Raw genomic sequence first — 22,993 nt, 5'->3', positions numbered from 1 at the left:
CACCAGCCATGTCTCGGCCATGCTCATGTCCTCACCGGTCGATCCATGACGAAGCCCGCCCCACCAGTATCGGCGGCGACGGGCTTCGTTCATGATGCGTCGATTACTCGGCAGCCTCTTCCGACTGCTCCTCGGCGACGGCCTCGTCGGCCGCCTCGATCTCGTCGACCTCGGCGATCGTCGCCGCCGGCACCGAGATCGCCACGATGAGCGTCTCGGCGTCGGTGACCAGCGCGGCGCCGCGCGGGAGCTTCAGGTCGGCCGCGGTGATGTGCGTGCCGTCCTCGAGGCCCTCGACGTCGACCTCGACGTTCTCGGGGATGTGCGTGGCCTCGACCTCGAGCGACACGGTCGCGTTGTCGAGGTTGGCGATGGTGCCCGCGAAGGGCTCGCCGACGACGACGACGGGGACGTCGACCTGGACCTTCTCACCCTTCTTCACGACGAGGAGGTCGATGTGCTCGATGATCTGGCGCACCGGGTCCTTCTGGACGTCCTTCACGAGGGTGAGCTGCTGCGCACCGGAGATCTCGAGCTCGAGGACGGCGTTGGCACGACGCACGAGCAGCGCGACCTGGTGGCCGGGCAGCGCGACGTGCACCGGGTCGGTGCCGTGGCCGTAGATGACGGCGGGGATCTTGCCTGCGGCGCGCAGACGGCGGGCGAAGCCCTTACCGAAGTTCTCGCGAACCTCGGCGATGACCTTGGTGTCGGTCTCGGTCGACATGATGATTCTCCTTGCGGGCTTCTCGCCCTGGTCTGGGTCTGGGTCTCGACTCGAACGTGGTCACGTGAGGAGAGCCCGCCCGGACTGTCCGTCCGCGCCGCGTGGGCCCGCATCACCGCGTCGATCACGGATGCCGATACGCGAACACACGGCATCCCTCGCCGAGGGAGGACTCCACTCTACCAGCGACGCCGCTACGATGGAGACGGCGCCCGCACGGGTGCCCTCGCGCGGCCGGGGCCGCGCCCACCCGTCTCTCACTCCGGAGGAACCCATGGACTACGGCTGGATGTCGCACGCACTCCTGTGGATCATCGGACTGATGTCGGTGGGAGCGACCGTCGCCGTCGTCGGCGCCCTCTTCACGCTCGGGCGCTCGGGCTACCGCAAGGACTGATCCCGTCGCCCGCATCCGCGAGTGTCGTGGATGTCAGCGCCCCGTCAGCAGATCGGCGACCCGATCGACGACGATCTGCAGATCGGCCCCCGCGGCCACGCGGAATCCCGCCTCGTCCTGCGTGAGCGGCTCGCCGACACTCTCGCGGCCGACCAGCTCGACGAAGACGACGTCGCGCACGCGCGCGCGGACGGCATCACGCGCCGCGCGCGTGAGCGGTCCCGTGGTCACCACGACGGCCGCCGCCTCCACGAGAACGAGGCGCAGCGCGTCCAACCAGATCTCGGCATCGGACGCTGCGGGCGTCGTCTCAGCGCGGCGGCGACGCCGGCGGGCGGGCGGGCGCAACTCGTCGCCGTCGATGTAGCGGGCGCGCAGTCGCGCGGCGAGCGCCGCTCCGGTGAGCTCGACCGCGGCATCCGACGACCCCATCAACACGACCCGCGCCATCTTCACCTCCGCTGCCGCGGGGATCGGCCACTGCGCCCCGCGATGCGAGCGTACCCCTCCTTCTCGTCGCCGCCCGTCTGCCTATCGGCGCTCGGCCTGATCCAGAGCGGCGCGCGCGCGGGCGGCGACCTCGATGATGCCCCCGATGTTCTCGACGGCGACCCCGTCCTCGTCGGCACCGAGATGCTCGAGCGTCGCCAACTGCGACTCCAAGAGGGCGACCGGCATGAAATGCTGGCGCGAACGCATCCGACGGTCGAGCTCGGCACGCGAGACGACGAGTTCGACGAACCGCGTGTCGGGTGCGGCCTCGCGGATGCGATCGCGATAGCGACGGGCGAGAGCGGAACAGGCCATGACCAGCCCCGGCGAAGACGCCAGGCGCCGCCCGACGACGTCGAGCCAGGGCCGTCGGTCGTCATCGTCCAGCGGCACGCCCGACTCCATCTTGGCGACGTTCTGCGCGGGGTGCAGGTCGTCGGCATCCACGAAGTCGACGCCGAAGTCGACGGCGAGCGCGGCCCCGACGGCGGTCTTGCCCGAGCCACTCGGGCCCATCACGACGATGCGCGGCGCACGGGAGGGCATGCTCACTGCCCCGCCTCTCGCGCGGACGCCATGGCCACGATCACCTTGGCGCTGGATGCCGAGTCACGAGCGGTCTCGAACGCCGTGACGGCGTCCGCGGGCGCGAACTCGTGGGTGATGACGCTCTCCGCCGCGGGCTGCGCGTCCAGGAGAGCGATCGCCTCCTCCATCTCGTCGAGGAAGCGGAAGGCGCCGGTGAGCGTCGCCTCCTTGGCGACCAAGGGGGCGAGGTTGATCGGACGGGGCTCGTTCGGCAGCATGCCGATCTGCACGACGACGCCGCGCCGACGCACCGCGGAGACGGCGGTGCTGACGGCGGCCGCCGCGCCCGAGCACTCCAGCACCACGTCGTAGGCCTCGCCGGGCACCTCATCGCTTCCCGCGCGCCACGTGCGATCGGCGCCGAGCGCAGCCGCACGCTCCAACGCCTCGGGCAGCAGATCGCTGACGTCGACGACCGCAGCGCCGCGGGCCTGCGCGGCGACGACGGCGAGAAGCCCGATCGGACCGGCGCCGCACACCAGCACCCGCGCGCCGTCGACACTCCCGGCGCGACCGACGCCATGCAGGGCCACGGCCAGCGGCTCCGCCAGCGTCGCACGCCGCACCGACAGGGACTCGGGCAGTACCCGCACCATCGCCGCGTCGACGACGAGGCGATCTGCCATCGCCCCCTGCGTATGCGGCGTCGTCGAGGCGCTGCCGAGGTACGAACCCCCGGGCCACAGGTGCGGCGCCTCAGCGATGGCGGGCACGCAGCTCCCGAAGCGCGCCGGGTGCACCGTGACGGGCGTGCCCGGCGCCCAGGTGCCGGAGGGATCGTCGTCGATCCAGCCGGCGAGTTCGTGCCCCGGGATGAGAGGCTCGGTGACCACGAACGCCCCGTTCGCGCCGTCGAAGTAGTAGTGCAGGTCAGAGCCGCAGATGCCGACGTAGCCGACTCGCAGCCGTACCTGCCCGGGGGCGCACGGCGGCACGCCGAGCTCCTCGACCGCCACGTTCTGGCGTCCTCTGATCACGACCGCATCCATGGTTGCTCCTCTCGATCACACGACCGCGGTCATGCCGCCGTCGACGAACAGGTTCTGTCCGCTCACGAAGTCGCTCGCCGCCGAGGCGAGGAAGGTCAGGGGACCGCGCAGCTCCTCGACCCGCCCCCACCGACCAGCCGGGGTGCGCTGGGCGACCCAGGCGGTGAAGTCCTCGTCGGCGACGAGGGCAGCGTTCATCTCGGTGGCGAAGTAGCCGGGCGAGAGCGTGTTCACCTGGATGCCGTGGCGCGCCAGATCGGCAGCCATGCCGCGCGACAGCTGCGCGATGCCGCCCTTGCTCGCCGAATAGGGGGCGATCGTCTGCCGCGCGAGCGCCGACTGCACCGACGCGATGTTGATGATCTTCCCCGAGCCGCGTGCGATCATCCCCGGCACGACGAAGCGCGACACGTAGAACGCGCTGGACAGGTTGGTGGCGATCACCTGGTCCCAGTCCGCGACCGAGAACTCGGCGAACGGCGCTCGACGCTGGATGCCGGCGTTGTTGACGAGGATGTCGGGAACGCCCACGCGCGCGACGAGCTCGGCGATCGCGGCCTCGACGGCCGCGGCATCCGTCACATCGAAGACGACGGTCTCGACGCGCGCGCCCGTCCGATCGGCCAGCAGGGCGGCGCTGTCGGCGACACCCTCGCGGCTGCGCCCATGGACGATCACGCGCGCGCCCGCATCGACCAGGCCCGCCGCCAGGCTCTGTCCGAGCCCCCGCGAAGATCCGGTGACGAGAGCGGTACGCCCACTGAGGTCGAACAGATCAGACAAGGGACACCGCCCCGAAGATGATGAGCACGAAGGCGAAGCCGACGACCGACTCGAGGGCCTGCTGAACCGTCCATGTCTTCAGCGTGGTCTTCACGTCCATGCTCATGAGGCGACCGACCAGCCAGAAGCCGGAGTCGTTGACATGCCCGGCGAACACGGAGCCGGCGGCGGTGGCGAGAACGACGCACGCCACCTGCAGGGGGCTGAAGCCGGCTGCGAGCACCGCGGGCGAGACCAGGCCCGCCGCCGTGACCAGGGCCACCGTGGCCGAGCCCTGTGCGACGCGCAGGACGACCGCGATGAGGTAGGCGGCGAAGATCACCGGAATGCCGATCGAGGACAGCGAGTCCGAGAGCGCCGAGCCGATGCCCGACGCCCGCAGCACGCCGCCGAACATGCCACCGGCGCCCGTGATGAGCACGACGGAGCAGATCGGCCCGAGGGCGGAGTCGACGATCTTCTCCAGCGCCGTGCCGTGCACGCCGCGGCGGGTGCCCAGCACGAACAGGGCGACGAGCACGGAGATGAGCAGGGCGATCTGACTGGTGCCGATCAGGCGCAGCGCCTGCACCCAGACGAGCGCGCCGTCCACGGCCCCGGCGGACACGAGCGCGGACATGCCCGTGTTGAGCAGGATCAGCACGAGCGGGATCGCGAGCACCCCGATGACGGTGCCGGCCTTCGGCGGGTTGGTGGGCTCGACGTCGCGGCCGCCGAAGAGGTCGACGATCGCAAGCGGGATGCGCTTGTCGGTGAACGTCGCCCACAGGTAGCCGGTGAGGTACCACGTCGGCAGCGCGACGACGATACCGATGAGGAGGACGAGCCCGAGATTGGCCCCGTACGTCTCGCTGCCCGTGATGGGGCCGGGGTGCGGCGGCACGAAGACGTGCATGACCGAGAACGCGGCGGCGGCACTGATGCCGTACAGGAGCATGTGCTTGCCGCCGATGCGTCGTCCGACGGCGAAGATCACCGGGAGCATCACGATGAGTCCCGCGTCGAAGAACATCGGGAATCCCATGATGAGCGAGGCCACACCGAGTGCGAATGCGGCCCGCTTCTCACCGAAGACGGACACCATCTTCTCCGCGAGCACGCGTGCACCGCCGGAGGTCTCCACCAGCGCTCCCAGCATCGCGCCCAATCCGACCAGCAGGGCGACGGCGCCGACAGTGCCGCTGAAGCTGTCGATGAGGACCTTGCCGACTCCGTCGATCGGGATGCCGGTCGCCAGTGCCGTGAGGAGCGAAACGAGCACGAGCACGAGGAACGCGTGCATGCGCGCCCAGATGATGAGGATGAGGATGAGCGCGATGGCGCCTGCTGCGATGAGCAGCAGCGGGACGGCGCCGAGCGTCTGCGTCCAATCTTGCATGGGGGCTTCTCCGATGAATCGTCCATGCGCCGGGGTCGTTCCCGGCGGCGGGACCACCGTTTCACAAAAGTACTACTTATTGCAAGCGAATCGTCGTACTTTTTTCCCTTGCCTCGGGTCACCGGACGCCATGTCCCGGTAGCGTGTCCCCTGACAGAAGGACACCGATGCCCACCACCGCCTCGACCGCGTCGCACGCGCATATCGTGGAGACCCTCGGCCGACGCATCGCCGGCGGCGCGCTCGCCCCCGGGTCGGGAATGACCGTCGCCGATCTCGAGGAGGAGTTCTCCGCCTCCCGTACCGTCGTCCGCGAAGCCGTCCGCGTGCTCGAGGCGCACGGGCTGCTGCGTTCCCGGCGCCGCGTGGGACTCGTGGTGCGCCCGCGGGAGGAATGGGACAGCCTCGACGCCACCGTCATCGAGTGGACTCTGGACGGCCCCCGGCGCAACGACGTCCTTCGAGAGCTCACCGAGCTGCGGGCCGCCGTGGAGCCGATCGCCGCCCGTCTCGCGGCCGAGCGCGCCGACGACGCCCAACGTGAGCACCTCCTCGCGCACGCGACCCGCCTCAACGAGCTCGGCGCGCAGGGGCTCGGCGACACCGAGGAGTATCTCGAAGCCGACATCGCCTATCACTCGCTTCTTCTGCGCGCCGGCGGCAATCCGCTGTTCGGCAAGCTCAGCGAACCGATCGCCGAGATCCTGCGGGGCCGAGCGGTGCGCGGCCTTACGCCGAGCCTGCCGCGGGTGGGCACGCTGGAGGCGCACGTGGCCACCGCGCAGGCGATCGTCCGCCGCGATGGAGCGAGCGCCGAGGCGTCCGCGCGCGAGCACCTCCGACTCGTGTCCGGCGAGGTCGCCCACGCGTGAGGCACGGACGAGCCCGCTCACGAGGTCGGCGTGGTCAGCCGCACACCGCCGACGATCACGTCGATGCGGTGGCCCGGCTGGACCGCAGCGGCACTGAACGGCGCTCCCGTCATCACCACGTCACCGGGCCCGAGCGGCGTCCATGACGCGACGTAGGCGAGACAGTCGCGGATCGATACCGGCAGCGACGCGGCATCCGTCTGCGCCACCACCGCACCATCGATCTCGAGGCCGAGCACGACGCGATCGATGTCCGCGGCCGTGTCGATCCACGGCCCGAGGGGCGTGTATCCCACCCCCGACTTCGATTCGAAGTTGCGGACGTCGATGACGGTGCGATCGGGGCTGGAGAGATCGTTGACGGCGGTCACGCCCCGCACGAACCGCTCGGCCGTCGCCGCCGTCAGCTCCGTGCAGTCCCGGCCGATCACGACGGCGATCTCGCCCTCGGCGACGCTCTGCCCGGCATCGCGTCGCAGCCGCACGGTGCGCCCGGACGGAACGATCGTGCGCGGGCTCTTCAACCAGGCCTGGACGGGAGCCGGATGACGCGGCCCGTTCTGTGCGATCCCGACGAGGACGACAGGTGCCGCGGGGGCGATCAGCTCGGCGTCGGCGCGCGGCCCCGCGATGTCGTGCCCACCGCACGCGATGTCATCGCCGTCATCGGGCAACGAGATCGGCACCGGGCCGTCGGGGCTCCACCGCACGTCCACAGCCCTCCCGTCGACGAGCGCCCGCCCGATCAGCACGACGGCCCTCCGCCGTCGTCGGCGCGCATCACCAGCGCACCGTCCGGATGGTCACCGTGGTCGACGACACGCCCTCGCCGGCCTCGTCGCGCGACACCTTCACCGCGTCGTCGGTGCGTGTGAGGTCGCGCCGGAGGGTCTCGGGCACGAGGAACGTCGCGGCCGTCGTGATCAGGGCAAGGGTCGCCATGTAGATACCCAGCAGAACCCAGTTGCCGCCGCTCACCGCGATCAGATACGCGCCCAGCACACCGGCAAGTCCGCCGGCGAGCACCGCCGACAGCTCACGGGCCATGGCCACCCCGAGGTAGCGGTGCCGGTTGCCGAACATCTCCGGCAGCAGGGCGCACTGCGGACCGAGCATGACGTTGACTCCGAATCCGATGCCGATCGCGATGACCGCGATCGCGATCGCATGGTTGCCGAGCGTCAGCAGCCACCACGCGGGGAACGAGTACACCAGCAGGAACAGCGCGCCCATCCGGTAGACCGTGCGACGCCCCCAGCGATCCGACAGGGCACCGGACAGCGGCACCGTGAAGATGCCCAGCAGCGAGCCGAGGGTGACGCCCCACGTGAGCAGGCTCTTGTCGGCGCCGGATCCCGCAACGGCGACGAAGAAGGTCAGCGCGAGCGTGTTCAGCATGTAGGAGCCGCCGTTCTCGGCCATGCGCAGACCGATGCCGACGATGACACCCGGCAGTCCATGACCGAAGATCTCGCGAACCGGTCGATCACTGATCTGCTCGTGCTTCTCGAGTTCCACGAACGTCGGCGTCTCGCGCAGGCGCATGCGGATGAACAGCGCGACCAGGATGAGGGCGAACGAGCACAGGAACGGCACCCGCCAGCCCCACGAGAGCAGCTGATCCTCCGGCAGGAGCGTGATCAGGCTGAAGACCACCGCGGCCAGGAGCGTACCCGCCTGGATGCCGATGAAGGGCAGCGCGGAAAAGAAGCCGCGTCGCCGCACGGGGGCGTACTCCGCCATCAGCACGGTGGCACCGGCCTGCTCGGCTCCGGCGCCGAAGCCCTGCAGCAGGCGCATGAGCACCAGCAGCGCCGGTGCCCACAGCCCGATCTGCGCGTACGTGGGCAGCAGCCCGATCGCGGTGGAGGCGCCGCCCATGAGCAGGATGGTGATGACGAGCACCCACTTGCGCCCGAGACGGTCACCGAGAACGCCGAAGAACAGGCCGCCGAAGGGACGGGCCACGAATCCGACGCCGAACGTGGCGAAGGCGGCGACCGTCGCCATGGCCGGATCGTCCTGGGAGAAGAACAGCACGTTGAAGATGAGCGCGGTGGACAGTCCGTACAGCGCGAAATCGAAGTACTCCAAGGCACTGCCGATGCTGGAGGCGAGGGTTGCCCGACGCAGGTTCGCGGCGTATTCGGGGTCGTCCGAGGTGGTGTCCACCGGGGGTCGAAGGTCTGTCACTGCCATCTCCTTTGATCGGCACGGCACGGCCGCGTGTGCGATCAGAGTATCAACCCAGTGGACGATGTTCAATATGTTGGATTCATGCGCCGGCGCGCGAGGGCCTGACCCACGCCGCTGCGGCGCTCAGTCGCGGCGGGCGGCCGCACTGAAAGGGTTCGTGAGCTGTCGCGCGGCCTCGTTGAGTGCCGCCGCCACGGCCGCGATCCGCCGCTGGTCGGCTTCGGCCACGGGCAGCCCCACACCCAGGGCCAGCTGCGGATCGCCGGGCGCCCAGCCCTCCAAGGGCACGGCCACCCCGACGATTCCGGGCAGCGACTCCTCGGCATCCAGCGCCCAGCCGCGCTCGCGCACGTCGGCCAGACGCCGCAGCAGCCCTGTGAGATCGCGCGCCGCCGCATCGGCGACCGACGGGAAGACGGCATCAGCGCCCACGAGTTCGGTCACCTCGGCATCCGAGAGCGTGGACAGCATCGCCCGCCCGGTCGCACTCAACGCCGCCGGAAGGCGGGAGCCGAGCGGCGTGCCGATGCGCACCGCACGCGACCCCTCGTGTCGGGCGATGTAGAGCGCATCGGCCCCGTCGAGGATCGCGACCTGCACGAGCTCGCCCGCGAGGATCGGCGACGCATCGCACACGCCGTAGAACTCGCGCACCTGGTTGAACTGCGCGGCGAAGGCTCCCCCGAGCTCTGCCGTGCGCAGGCCGAGGCGATACCCCTGCGCACCCCGCTCGATCATGCGGGCCGCTTCCAGCGCCAGGCACAGGTTCGCGGTCGAGGACTTGGCAAGACCCAGCGCCGCCGCGATCTCGGTCAGCGTGAGCGGCCGCCTCGCCTCCGCGAGGAGTTCGAGCAGCCGGATGCCGCGAGTGACGGCGGGAGCGGGGTCGCGTGTGGCACGGTCGTCGAGGTCGTCGGTCATGATCCTCCTTCACGACGCACGCCGCCGTGCGCCGATGTCAGTAGAACTCGACCGTATCGACAACAGCGTGCAACGCGGCGCCATCGAGCAGTCGCGTCGCGTCGGCGGCGAACCGCCGCGCGATTCGCTCTTCCTCCCGACTGTCCAGGGCCGCCGTGTGCGGACTCACCAGGACGCGGGGATGCGACCACAGCGGCGAGTCCTGCGCGAGCGGCTCCACCTCGAAGACATCCAGCGCGGCGAAGGAGACGGTGCCGTCGTCGAGAGCCCGCAGCAGTGCCGCCTCGTCGATGACGCTGCCGCGTCCGACGCTGGCGAGGATCAGGCCCGGACGCGCCCTCGACAGCAGGGCCGCGCCGATGAGATGGTGCGTCTGCGTCGTGCCCGGCAGCGTCACCACGACCGCATCCACCTCGGCGATCACCGACGGCAGCTCCTCGAGAGGCACGAGGCGGTCCACGGCCTCGACCGGTTCCCCCGAACGCGTCGTGCCCCACACCGTCGCGCCGAGAGCGGCGAAGCGCCGCGCACAGGCCGACCCGATGCCGCCGAGCCCGACGATGAGCACGGTCATCTCGTCGAGCTGGCGCATCTGCCACCGCAGGGGCCACGTGCGCGCGTCCTGGTCGGCGCGCAGCCGCGGCAGGTCTTTCGCTCCGGCGAGCACGCCGAACACCGCGAACTCGGCGAGCGCTCCCCCGTGGACGCCCGCGCTCGTCGAGAAGACGACGCGCTGGAGCGCCTCGGGCGCAAGACCCGCCTCCCGCACCTGCGCGCCGCCTCCGGCTGCCGTGGTCATGACCCACCGCAGCCGCGGATTGGCCGCCACCGTGCGCGCGAGCGCCGCCGGGTCGACATCCGGAATGCCGAAGAGGGCGTCTGCCGAGTCGACGAGCTCCTCGAAGCGGCGCTGCTCGGCGGGAGTACGCCGAAAAGCGGGGTCGCCCGACCAGTCGGCCGGGCCGCGCATCGGAGGAAGGAGGTCGGGCTCGCGGACCATCTCGACGCGCGGTTCGAGCCGCTCGATCAGCCGACAGAGCTCCTCCCGCAGCGGTACGGCGGCGACGGCGCGCAGCGAGCGGACGGCGTGATCCGACATTCGTTTCCCTCCATCGGGTGGATGTGATCCGCGACTACTCTACCGCACGTCCACATTACTGAACGCTGTTCACCCTGTTGGATCCTGTCTAGAGTGTCGTCATGACATCGTCTCTTGCGGCCGAGGACGTCCGCCTCGGAATGATCGGCACCGGTGCTATGGGCACGCCGATGGCTCGCCATCTCATCCGCGCCCGCGGGCGTCTCGCGATCTGGTCACGGTCGCCGCGGCCCGATCTCGTCGAGCTCGGCGCGAGTCCCGTGGACACACCCGGCGAACTGGCCGCGCACAGCGACGCCGTACTCGTCATGCTCCCCGACCTGCCGGACCTGGAGAAGATCCTCGACGGCGATGACGGCCTGCTCGCCGGCGCCGAGGACCTGCTGCTGCTGATCGGGTCGACCTCTTCGCCCACGGGCGTGCGCACGATCGCCGAACGGCTCGACCGGCAGAGCGGGGGCCGTGTGCGCGTCGTGGACTGCCCGGTCTCGGGGGGCGTCGACGGGGCGAGCGCGGGGACGCTGTCGATCATGCTCGGCGGAGCGGATGCCGACGCCGCGCTGGCCGCGCGCATCCTCTCCCCCTGCGGCACTCCCGTCCACCTCGGCCCGCTCGGTGCCGGAGAGGTGGCGAAGGCCTGCAATCAGCTCGTCGTGGCCGCGACCATCGTCGCCCTCGGGGAGGCCACCGAACTGGCCGCACGCTCGGGGCTCGACCTCGACGCCCTGTGGTCGCTGCTGGCGGGCGGCTACGCGGGCTCGAACCTGCTGCGCAGCCGCAAGGACCGCCTCGTCTTCGGTGACGACAGCCCGTCGGGCGCCGCCGCCTACATGGTGAAGGATCTGGGCTTCGCCGCCGACGTCGCGGCATCCACACACACCACGACCGCCCTGTTGCCCGCGTTGCGCGCGGTCTTCGACGAGATCATGACTGCGGGACTCGGCGAGCGTGACATCTCGGTCACGCGGCGACTGACGGCGCAGCGTCATCCGACGCCCGCCGCACCCGGGGCGGACTACGCTGAGAACGGAATCCCCGACCGACCCTGAGGAGTTCGACGTGCCCGAACAGACCGCTGCCGAGACCACCACGCCCGTGTCACCCACGGCCAACATCGGAGTCGTCGGACTCGCGGTGATGGGCTCGAACCTGGCCCGCAATCTGGCGTCGCGCGAGGGCAACACCGTCGCGGTGTACAACCGTTCGCGCTCGAAGACCGACGAGCTCGTCGCGGAGCACCCCGAGGCCGGCTTCGTTCCCGCCTTCTCCTACGAGGAGTTCGCCGCCAGCCTGCAGAAGCCGCGCACGGCACTCATCATGGTCAAGGCGGGCGGCCCCACCGACGCCGTCATCGATGAGCTGATGAACGTCTTCGAGCCCGGCGACATCATCATCGACGGCGGAAACGCGCTGTTCACGGACACCATCCGTCGAGAGAAGGCCGTGCGAGAGCGCGGCTTCAATTTCGTGGGCATGGGTGTCTCCGGCGGTGAGGAGGGCGCGCTCCTCGGCCCGTCGCTCATGCCCGGCGGCCCCGACGAGGCCTGGGTCACGCTCGGTCCCATCCTGCGCTCGATCGCAGCGGTCGCCGAAGGCGAGCCCTGCGTCACCCACATCGGACACGACGGTGCCGGCCACTTCGTGAAGATGGTGCACAACGGCATCGAGTACGCCGACATGCAGCTGATCGCGGAGGCCTACGACCTCATCCGTCGCGCCACGGGCAAGTCGCCCGCCGAGATCGCCGATGTCTTCGCCGAGTGGAAAACGGGCGAGCTGGAGAGCTACCTGATCGAGATCACCGCCGAGGTGCTGCGCCAGGTCGACGCCGAGACCGGCGCGCCGCTGGTCGATGTCATCCTCGACCAGGCCGGCGCGAAGGGCACCGGCGGGTGGACCGTGCAGACCGCGATCGACCTGGGAGTTCCCGTCTCGGGCATCGCCGAGGCCGTGTTCGCGCGATCGCTGTCGAGCCACCCCGAGCAGCGTTCCATCTCCGGCGCACTGCCCGGTCCCGACGACTCGACCGGCGAGCACCTCACCGGCGCCGACGCGGACGCCTTCATCGAGCAGGTGCGGCTGGCCCTCTACGCGTCGAAGATCGTCGCGTACTCGCAGGGATTCGACGAGATCCGCGCCGGCGCCGCGCACTACGACTGGTCGATCGACCTCGGCGCGGTCAGCAAGATCTGGCGCGCCGGCTGCATCATCCGCGCCCAGTTCCTCAACCGGATCGCCGACGCGTACGAAGCCGAGCCGGACCTTGCCGTTCTGCTGACGGCGCCGTACTTCGTCGACGCGCTGACGCGCGCACAGGACGCGTGGCGCAACATCGTCGCGCTGGCTGCCGCCGCCGGCATCCCCGCTCCCGCCTTCTCGTCGTCGCTGGCGTACTACGACGGACTGCGCGCGCGGCGCCTGCCCGCCGCCCTGATCCAGGGCCAGCGCGACTTCTTCGGTGCGCACACCTACAAGCGCATCGACAAGGACGGCACCTTCCACACGCTGTGGTCGGGCGACCGCACCGAGGTCGAGGCCGAAGACACCCACTGACCGTCGGCGACGCGGCTGAGCAGGCGCGTTTCGACGCGCTCTGCTCAGCCGCGAGTCGAAAGGCCTAGATCCAGTCCTTCTTCTTGAAGACCAGATACAGCCCCGTGCTGACAGCCGCCATGAGCGCGATGGCGAAGGGGTACCCCCACGGCCATGACAGTTCGGGCATGTCGTGGAAGTTCATGCCGTAGATGCCGGCGACGAGCGTCGGCGCGAAGCCGATGGCGGCCCAGGACGAGATCTTCTTGACCTGATCGTTCTGCTCGATGCTCGTGCGCGTCATCTCGCTCATCTGGTCGTTGCGTCGCTGGTCGACGATCGTCGCGTGGATCGTCAGCGCATTGTCGAGGGTTTCGCGAAACGCCGCGACTCGCGCATCGATGTAGCGGGCACGATCGGCGATCTCCCGATATCCGGGGGCCTCACCACTCGGCATCCGTGTACTCACGTAGTGCTCCAGGCGGTCCATCATCGCCGGCAGCGGAGCCGTCGCATGGCGCAGGTCGATGACTTCGCGCTGCAGGGCGAAGATGCGACGGGAGACGCCCTCGTCTTCGGCGAAGAGCTGCTCCTCGATCTCGTCGATGTCGTGCTCGATCTCGTCCATGACGGCCCGGTACGCCCGCGTGACGTACTCGAAGGTTCCCCAGAGCACGCCCAGGGGCCCGCGCGCGGCGATGTCGGGATGCTCGTCGAGCAGCGTTCGCAGGCGATCGATGTCGACCGCGCCGTCGCCGGAGATGGCGACGAAGAAGTCGGGGCCGACGAAGAGGTCGACTTCGCGGCACTGCACCGTCTCGGTCGGCTCGTCGTACTGGGAGGGCTGGACGACCACGAACAGGTGGTCGCCGAAGCGCTCGAGCTTCGAACGCTGATGGGTGCGCAGCGCCGTCGCGACGCCGAGCCGCTCCAGCTGGAGCACCTCGGCGAGCGCGCTCACCTCCTCGTCGCTCGGGGAGGTCAGCCCGACCCAGAGCATTCCGCCCCGCCGACGCGCCTCGGCGAGCGCGTCGGCCGGTGCCGCGTCGGTGGGGTGGGCGATGCCGCCGTCGTAGACGACGCACTGGGGCTGAGCCATGAGAGCAACCCTAGGCCCGCCGGGCGGCCCCGCTCCTCACCGCTCTCATGCCGTGATGTCGGTGACGGCGCCCTTGTCGAGCCGCAGCCGGCGACGGGCGCGGCGCGCGACGGCCGAGTCATGGGTGACGACGACGAGGGTCAGCCCCTCGGCGGAGAGACGTTCGAGCACCACAAGGATCTCGTCGCGCATCGACTCATCCAGATTCCCCGTCGGCTCATCCGCCAGCAGCACGCGCGGGCGCTTGGCGATGGCCCGCGCGATCGCCACCCGCTGCTGCTGCCCGCCGGAGAGCTCCCCCGGACGGTGGCTGCCGCGATCGGAGAGGCCGACGTGCGCGAGCGCCTCCTCGACACGGGTGTGACGGTCGGCACCGTCCAGACGCAGCGGTTCCAACCCCATGGCGACGTTCTCCGCCGCGGTGAGCGTGGGAATGAGATTGAAGGCCTGGAACACGAAGCCGATCTCGTGCGCGCGCACCTTCTGCAGGTCCGTCGCGGATGCCGCCGCGAGATCGGTGTCGCCGAGCAGCACCGATCCGCTGGTCGGGACGTCGAGCGCGCCGAGCATCTGAAGCAGGGTCGACTTGCCCCCACCCGTGGGACCCTGGATCGTCGCGAACTCTCCTGCCTCGATCTGCAGGTCGACCCCCGTCAAGGCCTTCACCTCCCTGCCCTTCTGACGGTAGGTCTTCGTCACGGACGTCAAGCGATAGGCCGCTCCCGCCGCGGTCGGCGCAGCGGTAGCGATGGTGTCATCGATCACGGTCATGTCGGTCATTCCTTCGAGATGGTGGATGTCGGTGGGGGCGGCCGGGGTGCTCACGAGACCGCCCGTAGTGCTTCTGCGGGGCTGAGACGGGCGGCACGCCAGCCACCGAACACGCCGGCGATCAGTCCGCCGAGGACGGCGAGCACGAGAGCGAGCCCGACGATCCAGAGCGACAGCGGCGCGTGCAGGGCGATCTCTGTTGTCGTCTGCGCCAGCTGACCGCCGAACCCGCTTCCCCCGCCGCGACCACCCCCGCCCGGACCTCGGCCGGCGGTCGCGGCCGCGGAGGCCGACACCGTCGGGGCGATGATGTTGATGATCAGCGCGCCGATGAGGCCGAGCGCCACGCCGATGACACCGCCGATGAGGGCCTGGACCACGGACTCCCCCGCCACCTGGCCGACCACACGCGCGTTGGACCACCCGATGGCCTTCAGCGTGCCCAGCTCACGGGTGCGTCGGGAGATACCCGAGATCGTGAAAAGGACCGCGAGAGCGACGGCCACCACGAGGACGATGATCGACAGCCACGTGCCCAGGTTCGTGATCAGCGAGCTCGCGCTCGCGAGCGAGCCCGAGACGGTCGAGGCAAGGTCCGACTGCGAGCTGACGGTCGCCGTGGGGAGGGCGGCCTTGAGCGCGGACTGGATCGCGGCGATGCGATCGCTCGAGCTGGCCTGCACGTATACCGTGGAGACGACGTCGCCCGCGCCGGAGAGCTTCTGTGCGACATCGAGCGGAATGTAGACGTTGGCGGCGGTGTCGGCGGACGAGGACGCGGACGCGACGATCCCGACGATCTGGAACGGCGTCCCCGCCACATCGATGGTGCCGCCCACGGCGAGAGAGGCACTGGCCGCGTAGGTCGCGTCGACCACGGCGACGTCCGTACCCGCGTCAGAAGAGGTGAGCGCGCGTCCGCCGCTCACGGTGGCAGCCGTCAACGGCCCCGCGGCGGTGGCGCCCGGGTCGACGCCGAGCACGCTGAAGGAATCCACGCCGAAGGAGCCCCCCTGGAATCCCCCGCCACCGCCCTCGCCGCCCTGACCGCGGCTGCCCTCGCCCTCTTGCGGCGCGGTCTGCGCGCCGCCCTCAGCGGTGCCGGACTGGCGCTGCGGCAGCGAGCCGCTGAAGGTCATGTTCGTGAGGCTGAGAGCAGCGGTCGCCTCGGACACCCCGTCGACGGCGCGCACCGTATCGAGCACCGACGCGTCCAGCGTGCTGCGACCGAACCCGGTGACCAGGCGCGACTGGTTGAGGGTGGTCGTCCCGTCCGCGCCGGTCTGTCCGCCGCCGCCTTCGAAGTCGAAGCGACCACCGCGCGTGTTCGAGCCGGGCTGGGCCTGTGCGCCGGTGACGGTGAGGTCGGTGCCGACGCCGTATACCGAGGCCAGGGCCTCCGACTGGGCGTCGCGCACGCCCGCGGACAGCGCGTTGACCATGATGACCAGCGCGACCGCGACGGCCAGGCCGATCGCCACGATCGTGGTCTGCTTCTTTCGACCGGACAGCTCACGGCGCAGATACGTCCAATACATCGCGTCTCCTTCTGGCGAGCGAGCCCGGGTGCTCGGTGCGCCGACGCGACGAACGTACGAGCGGTTTCGATGCGCGATCGAAGGGCGACTGAGGAAGTGTCTATGAGCCACTCGGCAGAGCCTGCTGCAATCCACAGCGGGCTCATAGCGCGGCGCATAGGTTCTTCACAGCACCGGCAGCACAATGGAGCCATGACCGCTCTCGCCGCCTCCCCTGTCCTGCACCGCCCAGACGGGTCGGCCCTTCGCGTCCTCGTCGTCGACGACGAGCAGATGCTCACGGACCTCCTCTCGATGGCGCTGCGCATGGAGGGCTGGGAGGTCCGCACGGCGGGGTCGGGGTTCGACGCGCTCGCGCAGGCGCGCGAGTTCGATCCCGACGCCATGGTGCTCGACATCATGATGCCCGACCTCGACGGCATGTCGGTGCTGCAGCGACTGCGTCACGCCGGCAATGATGTGCCGGTGCTCTTCCTCACGGCGAAGGATGCCGTCGCCGACCGCGTCGCGGGCCTCACCGCCGGCGGCGACGACTACGTCACCAAACCGTTCAGCCTGGAAGAGGTCGTCGCGCGTCTGCGCGGTCTGATGCGCCGCGCCGGCACCGCGACAGCGGGCGGCGCCGACCCCGTCCTGCGCGTCGGTGAGCTGACGCTGAACGAGGACTCCCATGAGGTCATGCGCGGCGACACCGAGATCGAGCTGACGGCGACGGAGTTCGAGCTGTTGCGCTTCCTCATGCGCAACCAGCGTCGCGTCGTGTCGAAGGCCCAGATCCTGGACCGCGTCTGGAACTACGACTTCGGCGGGCGCTCCTCGGTGGTCGAGCTGTACATCTCCTACCTGAGGAAGAAGATCGACGCGGGCCGTGACCCGCTCATCCACACGGTGCGCGGCGTAGGCTACATGATCAAAGCTCCGCAGTGAGCGCAGCGCCTGCGCCGAAGAAGGTCCGACGGCGACCGCAATGGAGCCTGCAGACGCGACTGATCGCGGCCGTCGTCGGCATGGTCACGCTGATTCTGGCGATGATCGGCGTCGCCACCAGCGCGCTGCTCGGCAACATCCTGTCCGGCCAGCTCGACACACAGGTACGCGATGCGGCAGCCAGTGTCAGCGCGCAACTGCTCTCGCAGAAGGTGGACTTCGGCACCGTGCAGTCCGCGTACACCGTGCTGCAGGATGCGCGCGTGCGAACTCCCGGAGTGCTGCTGATCGTGAGGTCGGCGAGCGGCTTCGACGGGGCGTACCTCGACGGCAACAGCGTGAAGTCGCTGACGGACGCACAGGTGCTCGAGATCGCCAACGCATTCGGCTCCGGTCCCTCCGCGACGGGGACGGTGGACGACATCGGCACCTACCGGCTGTTCACCACCGGCGCCGGTCCCTACGCGATCGCGGTCGGGCTGCCGGTGTCGACCGTGAACACGACCATTGCACAGATCCTGACGACCGTCGCCCTCGTCACCACCGGAGGGCTGCTGCTGCTGGCGGCCGTCATCGCCGTGGTGATCCGCTACTCCCTTCGGCCGCTTCGGGCCGTCGCCGCCACGGCGACACGCGTCGCTGCGCAGCCGCTGGACTCGGGCGACGTCACCATCTCCGAGCGCGTCCCGGCATCCGAAGCCGATGCGAGCGATGAGATCGGGCGTGTCGGTGCGGCACTGAACACTCTGCTCGACCACATCGACGTGTCACTGGCCGCCCGGCAACGCAACGAGGAGCGCATGCGCTCGTTCGTGGCCGACGCCAGCCACGAGCTGCGCACTCCCCTGGCGGCGATCCGCGGCTACTCCGAGCTTTCCCTGCGGTCGCTGCGAACCGTGAACGCCGCCGGCGACGCGGCCACACCGGCCCAGGTCGCGATCAGCGCCGAGCAGTCGGAGCAGAGCCTGGAGCGCATCCAGTCCGCCTCCCTGCGGATGACGGCGCTCGTCGAAGACCTGCTGCTGCTGGCTCGACTCGACGAGGGCAAGGAACTCGTGTACGGCGCCGTCGACCTCACGCGAGTGGTCGTCGACAGTGTCGCCGACGCACAGGTCGCCGGCTCAGGACACGAATGGCAGCTGGATGCCGCCGAAGAACCGGTCGTCGTCGCCGGAGATACGATGCGTCTGCATCAGGTCGTGGCGAACCTGCTCACCAACGCCCGCGTGCACACGCCGGCAGGAACGACGGTCACCGCGAGCGTCGCCGTCGAGGAGGGCGACGCCGTCGTGCGCGTCACCGACAACGGTCCCGGCATTGATCCAGTGGTCGCCGGCGAGCTGTTCGAGAGGTTTGCGCGCGGCGACACCTCCCGCGCACGCCAGACCGGAGGTACCGGCCTGGGGCTGTCGATCGCGAAGGCGATCGTCACCGCGCACCACGGCACGATCTCCGTCAACAGCGAACCGGGACACACCGAGTTCGAGGTACGACTGCCGGCGCGCCCGGCGGCCCCGCACGCGGCCGACGCGCCGGCCTGACCCGGGCTGCGCGCGACCGAGGCCGAGACCGCCCCGACGACCGGGCGCACGCGGCCCCCGCACCACGGGTGCGGTGCCGATCAGTAACCCGAGAAGGCGTCCGTCGTGAGTGTCCGAGCCTTCTCGAGGGCGGGGGCGAGATCCGCGATGAGACGCGGCGGACCCGACACGTAGGCATGCCGCGACGCGAGATCGGGCACCATCTGCAGCAGTCCCGCGGCATCCAGACGGACGCCCTGCGCCCACGTCCAGTGCCCGGGAAGCGTGTCGGGCTCGGTGCGAGTGAAGACGATCACCGGAATGCGGGCGTGTTCGAGCTCGTCGCGAAACGCGAGCTCTTCGGCATCCGCGGCGACGTAGACGAACACCACGTCACGCTGCTCCCCCGACAGGCGCAGGTGGCGCAGCTGCGAGACGAAGGGCGTGACGCCGATGCCGGCGGCGACCATGAGCACCGGCGCCGACGCGCGCGCCGGCAGGACGAAGTCGCCCCACACGCCGGTCACCGCGAGCTGCTGGCCGGGCTCGACGAGCGCGAGCGCCTTCTTGTAGCTGGACTGCGATCCTTCGCGCAGCGCGATGCGCACCTCCGGAAGCTCCTCCGGCGCCGAGACGATGCTGAACTCCCGGCGCGTGCCGCGCGCATCGGGGCGGGGGTGCGGCACCTCGAGCTCGAGATACTGCCCCGCGACGAAACGGAAGCGCCGTTCCGCCCGGAACGACAGCTCGCGCACGGTGGGCGTGAGGGCGACACGTTCCTGGAAGGTGAGGCGCACCGCCGTACGCAGGGCGAAGACGAAGGCGATGAGGTTGCCGACCAGCAGCGCGCGCTCCTGACCGAGACTGACGTCGCCGACGTCGATGGGCCAGCCGGCGAGGACGCCGACCACCGCCGCGACCACGAACTGCTGCCACCGGCGCGGGGGCAGCGTCAGCGGCTCGGAGAGCATGAAAGCGCCGAGGAACAGGAACGGCGACGACCAGAGGATGTTCCAGAACACCGTCCCCGCATCGAGTGCGAGCCCCGCCTGCTGGTACTGCAGCGTGGTGCGCACGAAGGCGACCGCCACCGCGACGACGAGGAAGAGCGCGATGATGCGCACCTTCTCGGTGCGAACGAGCACGACGAGGCCGAGCAGGATGACGGGTCCGGCGAGGAAGGGGGAACCCACCCACCATGCGGACGAGCCCAGGTCCGGCAGCCACACGCTCAACACCGTGAGCACGGTCGCGCCGACCGCAGCGGGATTGAAGATGTGGCGTCCCTGCCAGACCAGCAGGTACTTGGATGCCGAGGCTACGAGTCCCGCGACGGCGATGCCCACGAGCGCCGCCGGCTCCACCGTAGGGCGCAGGACGAACAGCAGGATCAGCACGGTGACGAGCGACGACTCCCACCGCCAGTCCTTGCCGAGCACGCGGTGCGCGATCGCATCGGTCGCGGCACAGACCAACGCGAGCACGAGGAGGGTAACCAGCAGCTCCCACGGCGAGGGCCCGACCGCTCCCGCGAAGGACAGCACGAGAGCGATCGCGGCCAGGACGGCGAGCGCGAGAACGACCAGGCGGTACATCGATACGCGACCGAGCACCGCCAGGGTGCGACTCCATGCCGCGGTGAGTGAGCTCATCACAGGAACAACTCTGCCTTACTGTCGGGCGACCACTCCACGCGGCCGTCGGTGGTCATACGCACCCACGCCGCGGCGTGGGCGTCGGCGAACGCGGGTCCGCCGTCGAAGAAGAGCGCGGTGGCGGCGGCATCGGCGGTCATGGCGTCGGCAGCGACCACCCACGTCGCGGCGATCGTGCGCACCGGCTCTCCGGTGCGCGCGTCCAGCACGTGATGCAGTCCCCCGCCGTCCGCGGCCGGCCAGGCGCGGCGCTGGATCGCGGACGCGCAGAGCGCGGCGTCCGTCACCCGCCACACCCCGATCGCGCGCGTCGGGTCGAAGGGGTGCTCGAGTGCGATCGTCTCGCTGCCGCGCAGAGCGATGTCGCCGCCGGCGTCCACCGTCACCGCACCCTCCACGTGCGCCGCGACGCGACGCAGCACGCGGTCGACGAGGCGCCCTTTGCCGAGCGCTCCGACATCGATCGTCGCCGGCGTGCGCAGGGTGAGCCGATCGCCGCCCCATGTCAGCAGCTGCGACCATCCCGCCGGAGCGGCTTGCGCGCCGTGGTCCACGAGCCCGTACTGGGCGTCGTAGCCACGGCGCGCGAGCGCGTCGCCGATGAGCGGGTTGACGGCTTCGGCCGTGGCCTCGCTCAGCGCGAGGAACAGATCCAGCATCGGCGCCGCGTCGACGGGCGCCGGGATGGATCCTGCCGCCGTCGCGAGCGCGGCGATCTCGGCATCGGGCCGAAATCGCGACCACGCGCGGTCGAACGCGTCGATCAGAACACCGACCTCGGAGCGCACCGTGGCGGACAACTCCACGGCCGTGTCGATGCGCCAGCGCGTGCCGATCGCCTCGAACTCCCAGCGGAAAGCGGGGGGCGTGGACGAGTCGGGCGCGTCGGGCGCGGTCACGCCTTCGCTTCGGTCTTGATCTCTTCGATCGCCTTGTTGAATCCACCGCTGGTCAGCGACGAACCGGCGACGCGCGACACCGAGATGTCCTCGATCTTCTTGCCGACGACCTCGGAGCTGATTCCGCCGATGAACTGGCTCTGATACTGCTTCGACTCGCTCTTGGTCGGATTTCCGCTGACCTGCACGTCGGTGATGACGTCGTCGGCGAGCGTGACCGTCACCGAGATGGTCTCGACCGACTCGGGGGTCGCGTACGAACCGTCGGCCGAGTAGGTGCCGTCCTTGTACACGCTGCCGGAGGCGGCGGCCCCGGTGCTGCCGGTGGCAGGAGCCGAGGACGCCGTCGAGGGGGTGGACTCGTCGGCGGGGGCGGTAGACGGCGACGCGGTGCTCGTCGTGGTGGCCGAGCAGCCCGCGAGGGCGATCATTCCGAACACCGAGGCGGCAGCAGCGCCGGTGCGGACGGAACGGGGTACGGCGGTGGTGCGGATCATGATGGTCCTCCTTCTGTCGTGCCCTGCCGCTTCAGATGCGGGGGGCGCATCGCGGTGGCGCTTTTCACGCTAGCGGCGCGCTCGGACCAGACCCCTGCGTTTTCCTATGCATTCGCATTGAGAATCGGGCGGCTGCGCAGCGCCTTGAACACCTCTACCGCGAGGAACACGGCGACGGCTGCGGCGATCGGGATGATCCAGCCGAGGCCGTCGAGGGGCTCCGAACCGAACAGCTCGTTCAGGAACGGCACGTAGGTGTACAGCAGCTGCAGAGCCACGAGCGCCATCGCGGACCACCAGATGACCGGGTTGCCGCGCAAGACGTCGATCGTGAGGCTCGAGCGTCCCAGGAATCGACAGTTCAGCAGGAAGGCGAGCTGGGCGAAGGCGAGCGTGGAAACCGCCTCCGTGCGGGCAACGCCGATGTCGGCGCCGCGGGCGAGCGCAAGGCCGAAGACCGCGAGGGTGGCACCGCCGATGAGCACCGAGACGGCTAGGATGAAGCCGAGCTCACGCATCGAGACGATGGATCCGCCGGTCGGCCGCGGTGGTCGGTTCATGATGCCCCGTTCGGCGGGCTCGTAGGCCAGCGCAAGCGAGAGGGTGATGGCCGTGACCATGTTGACCCACAGCACCTGCACGGGTGTGAGCGGCAGCGTGAGGCCGAAGACGACCGCCACCAGGATCACGAGCGACTGCGCACCGTTGGTCGGCAGCAGGAAGACGACCGACTTGCGGAGATTGTCGTAGATCCGCCGTCCCTCGGCGATCGCGCTGCGGATCGTCGCGAAGTTGTCGTCGGCCAGGACGATCTCGGCCGCCTCCTTCGTCGCCTCGGTGCCCTTGATGCCCATGGCGATGCCGACGTCGGCCCGGGTGAGCGCGGGCGCGTCGTTCACACCGTCGCCGGTCATCGCGACGACCTCGCCGTGCGCCTGCAGTGCGCGCACGATGCGGATCTTGTGCTCCGGACTGGTGCGGGCGAAGACGTCGACCTCCTGCACCACGCCCTTCAGCTGCTCCTGGCTCATCGCCTCGAGTTCTGCGCCGGTCAGCACCGGAGCGTCCGCGTCGCGGATCAGCCCCATCTCCCTGCTGTCCCATCGCCGGCCG

At 70.1% G+C, this 22,993-nt stretch carries 22 protein-coding genes; 5 read left to right on the top strand and 17 right to left on the bottom strand.

Annotated features, from left to right (window positions below):
- Positions 1-103: 103 nt before the first annotated feature.
- The 6 genes from I5I_RS00870 to I5I_RS00845 form a co-directional block, all read right to left on the bottom strand.
- The gene (locus I5I_RS00870) at positions 104-727 is read right to left on the bottom strand and encodes a 50S ribosomal protein L25/general stress protein Ctc (RefSeq protein WP_036315218.1); all 624 of its coding nucleotides are present in this window, start codon (positions 725-727) and stop codon (positions 104-106) included.
- Positions 728-1,157: 430 nt separating this feature from the next.
- A complete protein-coding gene (locus tag I5I_RS00865) occupies positions 1,158-1,574 on the bottom strand; it encodes a hypothetical protein (protein WP_036315215.1) in 417 nt (138 codons plus the stop codon).
- An 81-nt stretch (positions 1,575-1,655) separates the two neighbouring features.
- The gene (locus I5I_RS00860) at positions 1,656-2,162 is read right to left on the bottom strand and encodes a gluconokinase (RefSeq protein ID WP_036315212.1); all 507 of its coding nucleotides are present in this window, start codon (positions 2,160-2,162) and stop codon (positions 1,656-1,658) included.
- 2 nt (positions 2,163-2,164) lie between these two features.
- A complete protein-coding gene (locus tag I5I_RS00855) occupies positions 2,165-3,193 on the bottom strand; it encodes a zinc-binding dehydrogenase (RefSeq protein ID WP_036315209.1) in 1,029 nt (342 codons plus the stop codon).
- 15 nt (positions 3,194-3,208) lie between these two features.
- Positions 3,209-3,976, bottom strand: coding sequence for an SDR family oxidoreductase (locus tag I5I_RS00850; RefSeq protein ID WP_036315207.1), 768 nt, complete (start codon positions 3,974-3,976; stop codon positions 3,209-3,211).
- Positions 3,969-5,354, bottom strand: a complete 1,386-nt coding sequence (locus I5I_RS00845) for a GntP family permease (RefSeq protein ID WP_036315204.1) — start codon at positions 5,352-5,354, stop codon at positions 3,969-3,971. Before I5I_RS00845 ends, I5I_RS00850 begins: the two co-directional genes overlap by 8 nt.
- 167 nt (positions 5,355-5,521) lie before the next feature.
- On the opposite strand from I5I_RS00845, the gene I5I_RS00840 reads away from it, so the two are divergent.
- Entirely contained in the window at positions 5,522-6,226 is a 705-nt protein-coding gene (locus I5I_RS00840) for a FadR/GntR family transcriptional regulator (protein WP_036315202.1), read from the top strand.
- A gap of 17 nt (positions 6,227-6,243) precedes the next feature.
- On the opposite strand, the gene I5I_RS00835 is transcribed toward I5I_RS00840, so the two are convergent.
- From I5I_RS00835 to I5I_RS00820, 4 genes are all read right to left on the bottom strand, one after another.
- Positions 6,244-6,978 carry a fumarylacetoacetate hydrolase family protein gene (locus I5I_RS00835; RefSeq protein ID WP_036315199.1) on the bottom strand — a complete coding sequence of 245 codons (735 nt, stop codon included), beginning with the start codon at positions 6,976-6,978 and terminating at the stop codon, positions 6,244-6,246.
- A gap of 28 nt (positions 6,979-7,006) precedes the next feature.
- Complete coding sequence (locus I5I_RS00830) at positions 7,007-8,425, bottom strand: MFS transporter (RefSeq protein ID WP_036315196.1); 1,419 nt, start codon at positions 8,423-8,425, stop codon at positions 7,007-7,009.
- Between the two features lie 120 nt (positions 8,426-8,545).
- Positions 8,546-9,343: an IclR family transcriptional regulator gene (locus I5I_RS00825; protein ID WP_036315194.1), complete on the bottom strand. Its 798-nt coding sequence runs from the start codon at positions 9,341-9,343 to the stop codon at positions 8,546-8,548.
- A gap of 37 nt (positions 9,344-9,380) precedes the next feature.
- A complete protein-coding gene (locus I5I_RS00820) occupies positions 9,381-10,442 on the bottom strand; it encodes a D-2-hydroxyacid dehydrogenase (protein ID WP_036315191.1) in 1,062 nt (353 codons plus the stop codon).
- A 101-nt stretch (positions 10,443-10,543) separates the two neighbouring features.
- On the opposite strand from I5I_RS00820, the gene I5I_RS00815 reads away from it, so the two are divergent.
- Both I5I_RS00815 and gndA read left to right on the top strand, forming a co-directional pair.
- The gene (locus tag I5I_RS00815) at positions 10,544-11,491 is read left to right on the top strand and encodes an NAD(P)-dependent oxidoreductase (protein WP_036315188.1); all 948 of its coding nucleotides are present in this window, start codon (positions 10,544-10,546) and stop codon (positions 11,489-11,491) included.
- A 10-nt stretch (positions 11,492-11,501) separates the two neighbouring features.
- Positions 11,502-12,995 (top strand): NADP-dependent phosphogluconate dehydrogenase, encoded by a 1,494-nt coding sequence (gene gndA, locus I5I_RS00810; protein WP_036315186.1) that lies wholly within the window; start codon positions 11,502-11,504, stop codon positions 12,993-12,995.
- Between the two features lie 64 nt (positions 12,996-13,059).
- Here the strand turns inward: gndA and I5I_RS00805 are convergent, their stop codons facing one another.
- Genes I5I_RS00805 through I5I_RS00795 form a run of 3 tightly spaced genes read right to left on the bottom strand, consistent with a single transcriptional unit; the run spans position 13,060 to position 16,382 of the window.
- Positions 13,060-14,073 carry a magnesium and cobalt transport protein CorA gene (locus tag I5I_RS00805; protein ID WP_036315184.1) on the bottom strand — a complete coding sequence of 338 codons (1,014 nt, stop codon included), beginning with the start codon at positions 14,071-14,073 and terminating at the stop codon, positions 13,060-13,062.
- Between the two features lie 45 nt (positions 14,074-14,118).
- Positions 14,119-14,844 carry an ABC transporter ATP-binding protein gene (locus tag I5I_RS00800; protein ID WP_051039404.1) on the bottom strand — a complete coding sequence of 242 codons (726 nt, stop codon included), beginning with the start codon at positions 14,842-14,844 and terminating at the stop codon, positions 14,119-14,121.
- A gap of 50 nt (positions 14,845-14,894) precedes the next feature.
- Positions 14,895-16,382: an ABC transporter permease gene (locus I5I_RS00795; protein ID WP_036315181.1), complete on the bottom strand. Its 1,488-nt coding sequence runs from the start codon at positions 16,380-16,382 to the stop codon at positions 14,895-14,897.
- Positions 16,383-16,574: 192 nt separating this feature from the next.
- Here I5I_RS00795 and I5I_RS00790 point away from each other — a divergent pair, with 192 nt between their 5' ends.
- Together I5I_RS00790 and I5I_RS00785 are read left to right on the top strand one after the other, a co-directional pair.
- A complete protein-coding gene (locus I5I_RS00790; protein WP_016464648.1) occupies positions 16,575-17,309 on the top strand; it encodes a response regulator transcription factor in 735 nt (244 codons plus the stop codon).
- The gene (locus I5I_RS00785; protein ID WP_036315177.1) at positions 17,306-18,850 is read left to right on the top strand and encodes a sensor histidine kinase; all 1,545 of its coding nucleotides are present in this window, start codon (positions 17,306-17,308) and stop codon (positions 18,848-18,850) included. Before I5I_RS00790 ends, I5I_RS00785 begins: the two co-directional genes overlap by 4 nt.
- An 80-nt stretch (positions 18,851-18,930) precedes the next feature.
- Here the strand turns inward: I5I_RS00785 and I5I_RS00780 are convergent, their stop codons facing one another.
- The 4 genes from I5I_RS00780 to I5I_RS00765 form a co-directional block, all read right to left on the bottom strand.
- Positions 18,931-20,481, bottom strand: a complete 1,551-nt coding sequence (locus I5I_RS00780) for an FAD-dependent oxidoreductase (RefSeq protein WP_036315174.1) — start codon at positions 20,479-20,481, stop codon at positions 18,931-18,933.
- Entirely contained in the window at positions 20,481-21,383 is a 903-nt protein-coding gene (locus tag I5I_RS00775; protein ID WP_036315173.1) for an FAD:protein FMN transferase, read from the bottom strand. The genes I5I_RS00780 and I5I_RS00775 overlap by 1 nt, the downstream gene beginning before the upstream one ends.
- Entirely contained in the window at positions 21,380-21,880 is a 501-nt protein-coding gene (locus I5I_RS00770) for an FMN-binding protein (protein ID WP_036315170.1), read from the bottom strand. The genes I5I_RS00775 and I5I_RS00770 overlap by 4 nt, the downstream gene beginning before the upstream one ends.
- A gap of 104 nt (positions 21,881-21,984) precedes the next feature.
- On the bottom strand, positions 21,985-22,993 hold a 1,009-nt coding region (locus tag I5I_RS00765; RefSeq protein WP_036315221.1), incomplete at its 5' end, for an HAD-IC family P-type ATPase.

The organism is Microbacterium sp. B24 (genome assembly GCF_000333415.1).
In the GTDB taxonomy this organism is placed as follows: domain Bacteria; phylum Actinomycetota; class Actinomycetes; order Actinomycetales; family Microbacteriaceae; genus Microbacterium.
The sequence above is the reverse complement of the archived record's forward strand: the minus strand, read 5'-3'. Positions and strand labels throughout refer to the sequence as shown.

Bases quoted from the DNA above. Each gene is read 5' to 3' on its own strand.
- I5I_RS00825 (WP_036315194.1), bottom strand. From the start codon at position 9,343: ATGACCGACGACCTCGACGACCGTGCCACACGCGACCCCGCTCCCGCC.
- I5I_RS00870 (WP_036315218.1), bottom strand. From the start codon at position 727: ATGTCGACCGAGACCGACACCAAGGTCATCGCCGAGGTTCGCGAGAAC.
- I5I_RS00790 (WP_016464648.1), top strand. From the start codon at position 16,575: ATGACCGCTCTCGCCGCCTCCCCTGTCCTGCACCGCCCAGACGGGTCG.
- I5I_RS00830 (WP_036315196.1), bottom strand. From the start codon at position 8,425: ATGGCAGTGACAGACCTTCGACCCCCGGTGGACACCACCTCGGACGAC.
- I5I_RS00780 (WP_036315174.1), bottom strand. From the start codon at position 20,481: ATGAGCTCACTCACCGCGGCATGGAGTCGCACCCTGGCGGTGCTCGGT.
- I5I_RS00770 (WP_036315170.1), bottom strand. From the start codon at position 21,880: ATGATCCGCACCACCGCCGTACCCCGTTCCGTCCGCACCGGCGCTGCT.
- I5I_RS00795 (WP_036315181.1), bottom strand. From the start codon at position 16,382: ATGTATTGGACGTATCTGCGCCGTGAGCTGTCCGGTCGAAAGAAGCAG.
- I5I_RS00800 (WP_051039404.1), bottom strand. From the start codon at position 14,844: ATGACCGTGATCGATGACACCATCGCTACCGCTGCGCCGACCGCGGCG.
- I5I_RS00820 (WP_036315191.1), bottom strand. From the start codon at position 10,442: ATGTCGGATCACGCCGTCCGCTCGCTGCGCGCCGTCGCCGCCGTACCG.
- I5I_RS00815 (WP_036315188.1), top strand. From the start codon at position 10,544: ATGACATCGTCTCTTGCGGCCGAGGACGTCCGCCTCGGAATGATCGGC.
- I5I_RS00845 (WP_036315204.1), bottom strand. From the start codon at position 5,354: ATGCAAGATTGGACGCAGACGCTCGGCGCCGTCCCGCTGCTGCTCATC.
- I5I_RS00855 (WP_036315209.1), bottom strand. From the start codon at position 3,193: ATGGATGCGGTCGTGATCAGAGGACGCCAGAACGTGGCGGTCGAGGAG.
- I5I_RS00860 (WP_036315212.1), bottom strand. From the start codon at position 2,162: ATGCCCTCCCGTGCGCCGCGCATCGTCGTGATGGGCCCGAGTGGCTCG.
- I5I_RS00805 (WP_036315184.1), bottom strand. From the start codon at position 14,073: ATGGCTCAGCCCCAGTGCGTCGTCTACGACGGCGGCATCGCCCACCCC.
- I5I_RS00865 (WP_036315215.1), bottom strand. From the start codon at position 1,574: ATGGCGCGGGTCGTGTTGATGGGGTCGTCGGATGCCGCGGTCGAGCTC.
- I5I_RS00840 (WP_036315202.1), top strand. From the start codon at position 5,522: ATGCCCACCACCGCCTCGACCGCGTCGCACGCGCATATCGTGGAGACC.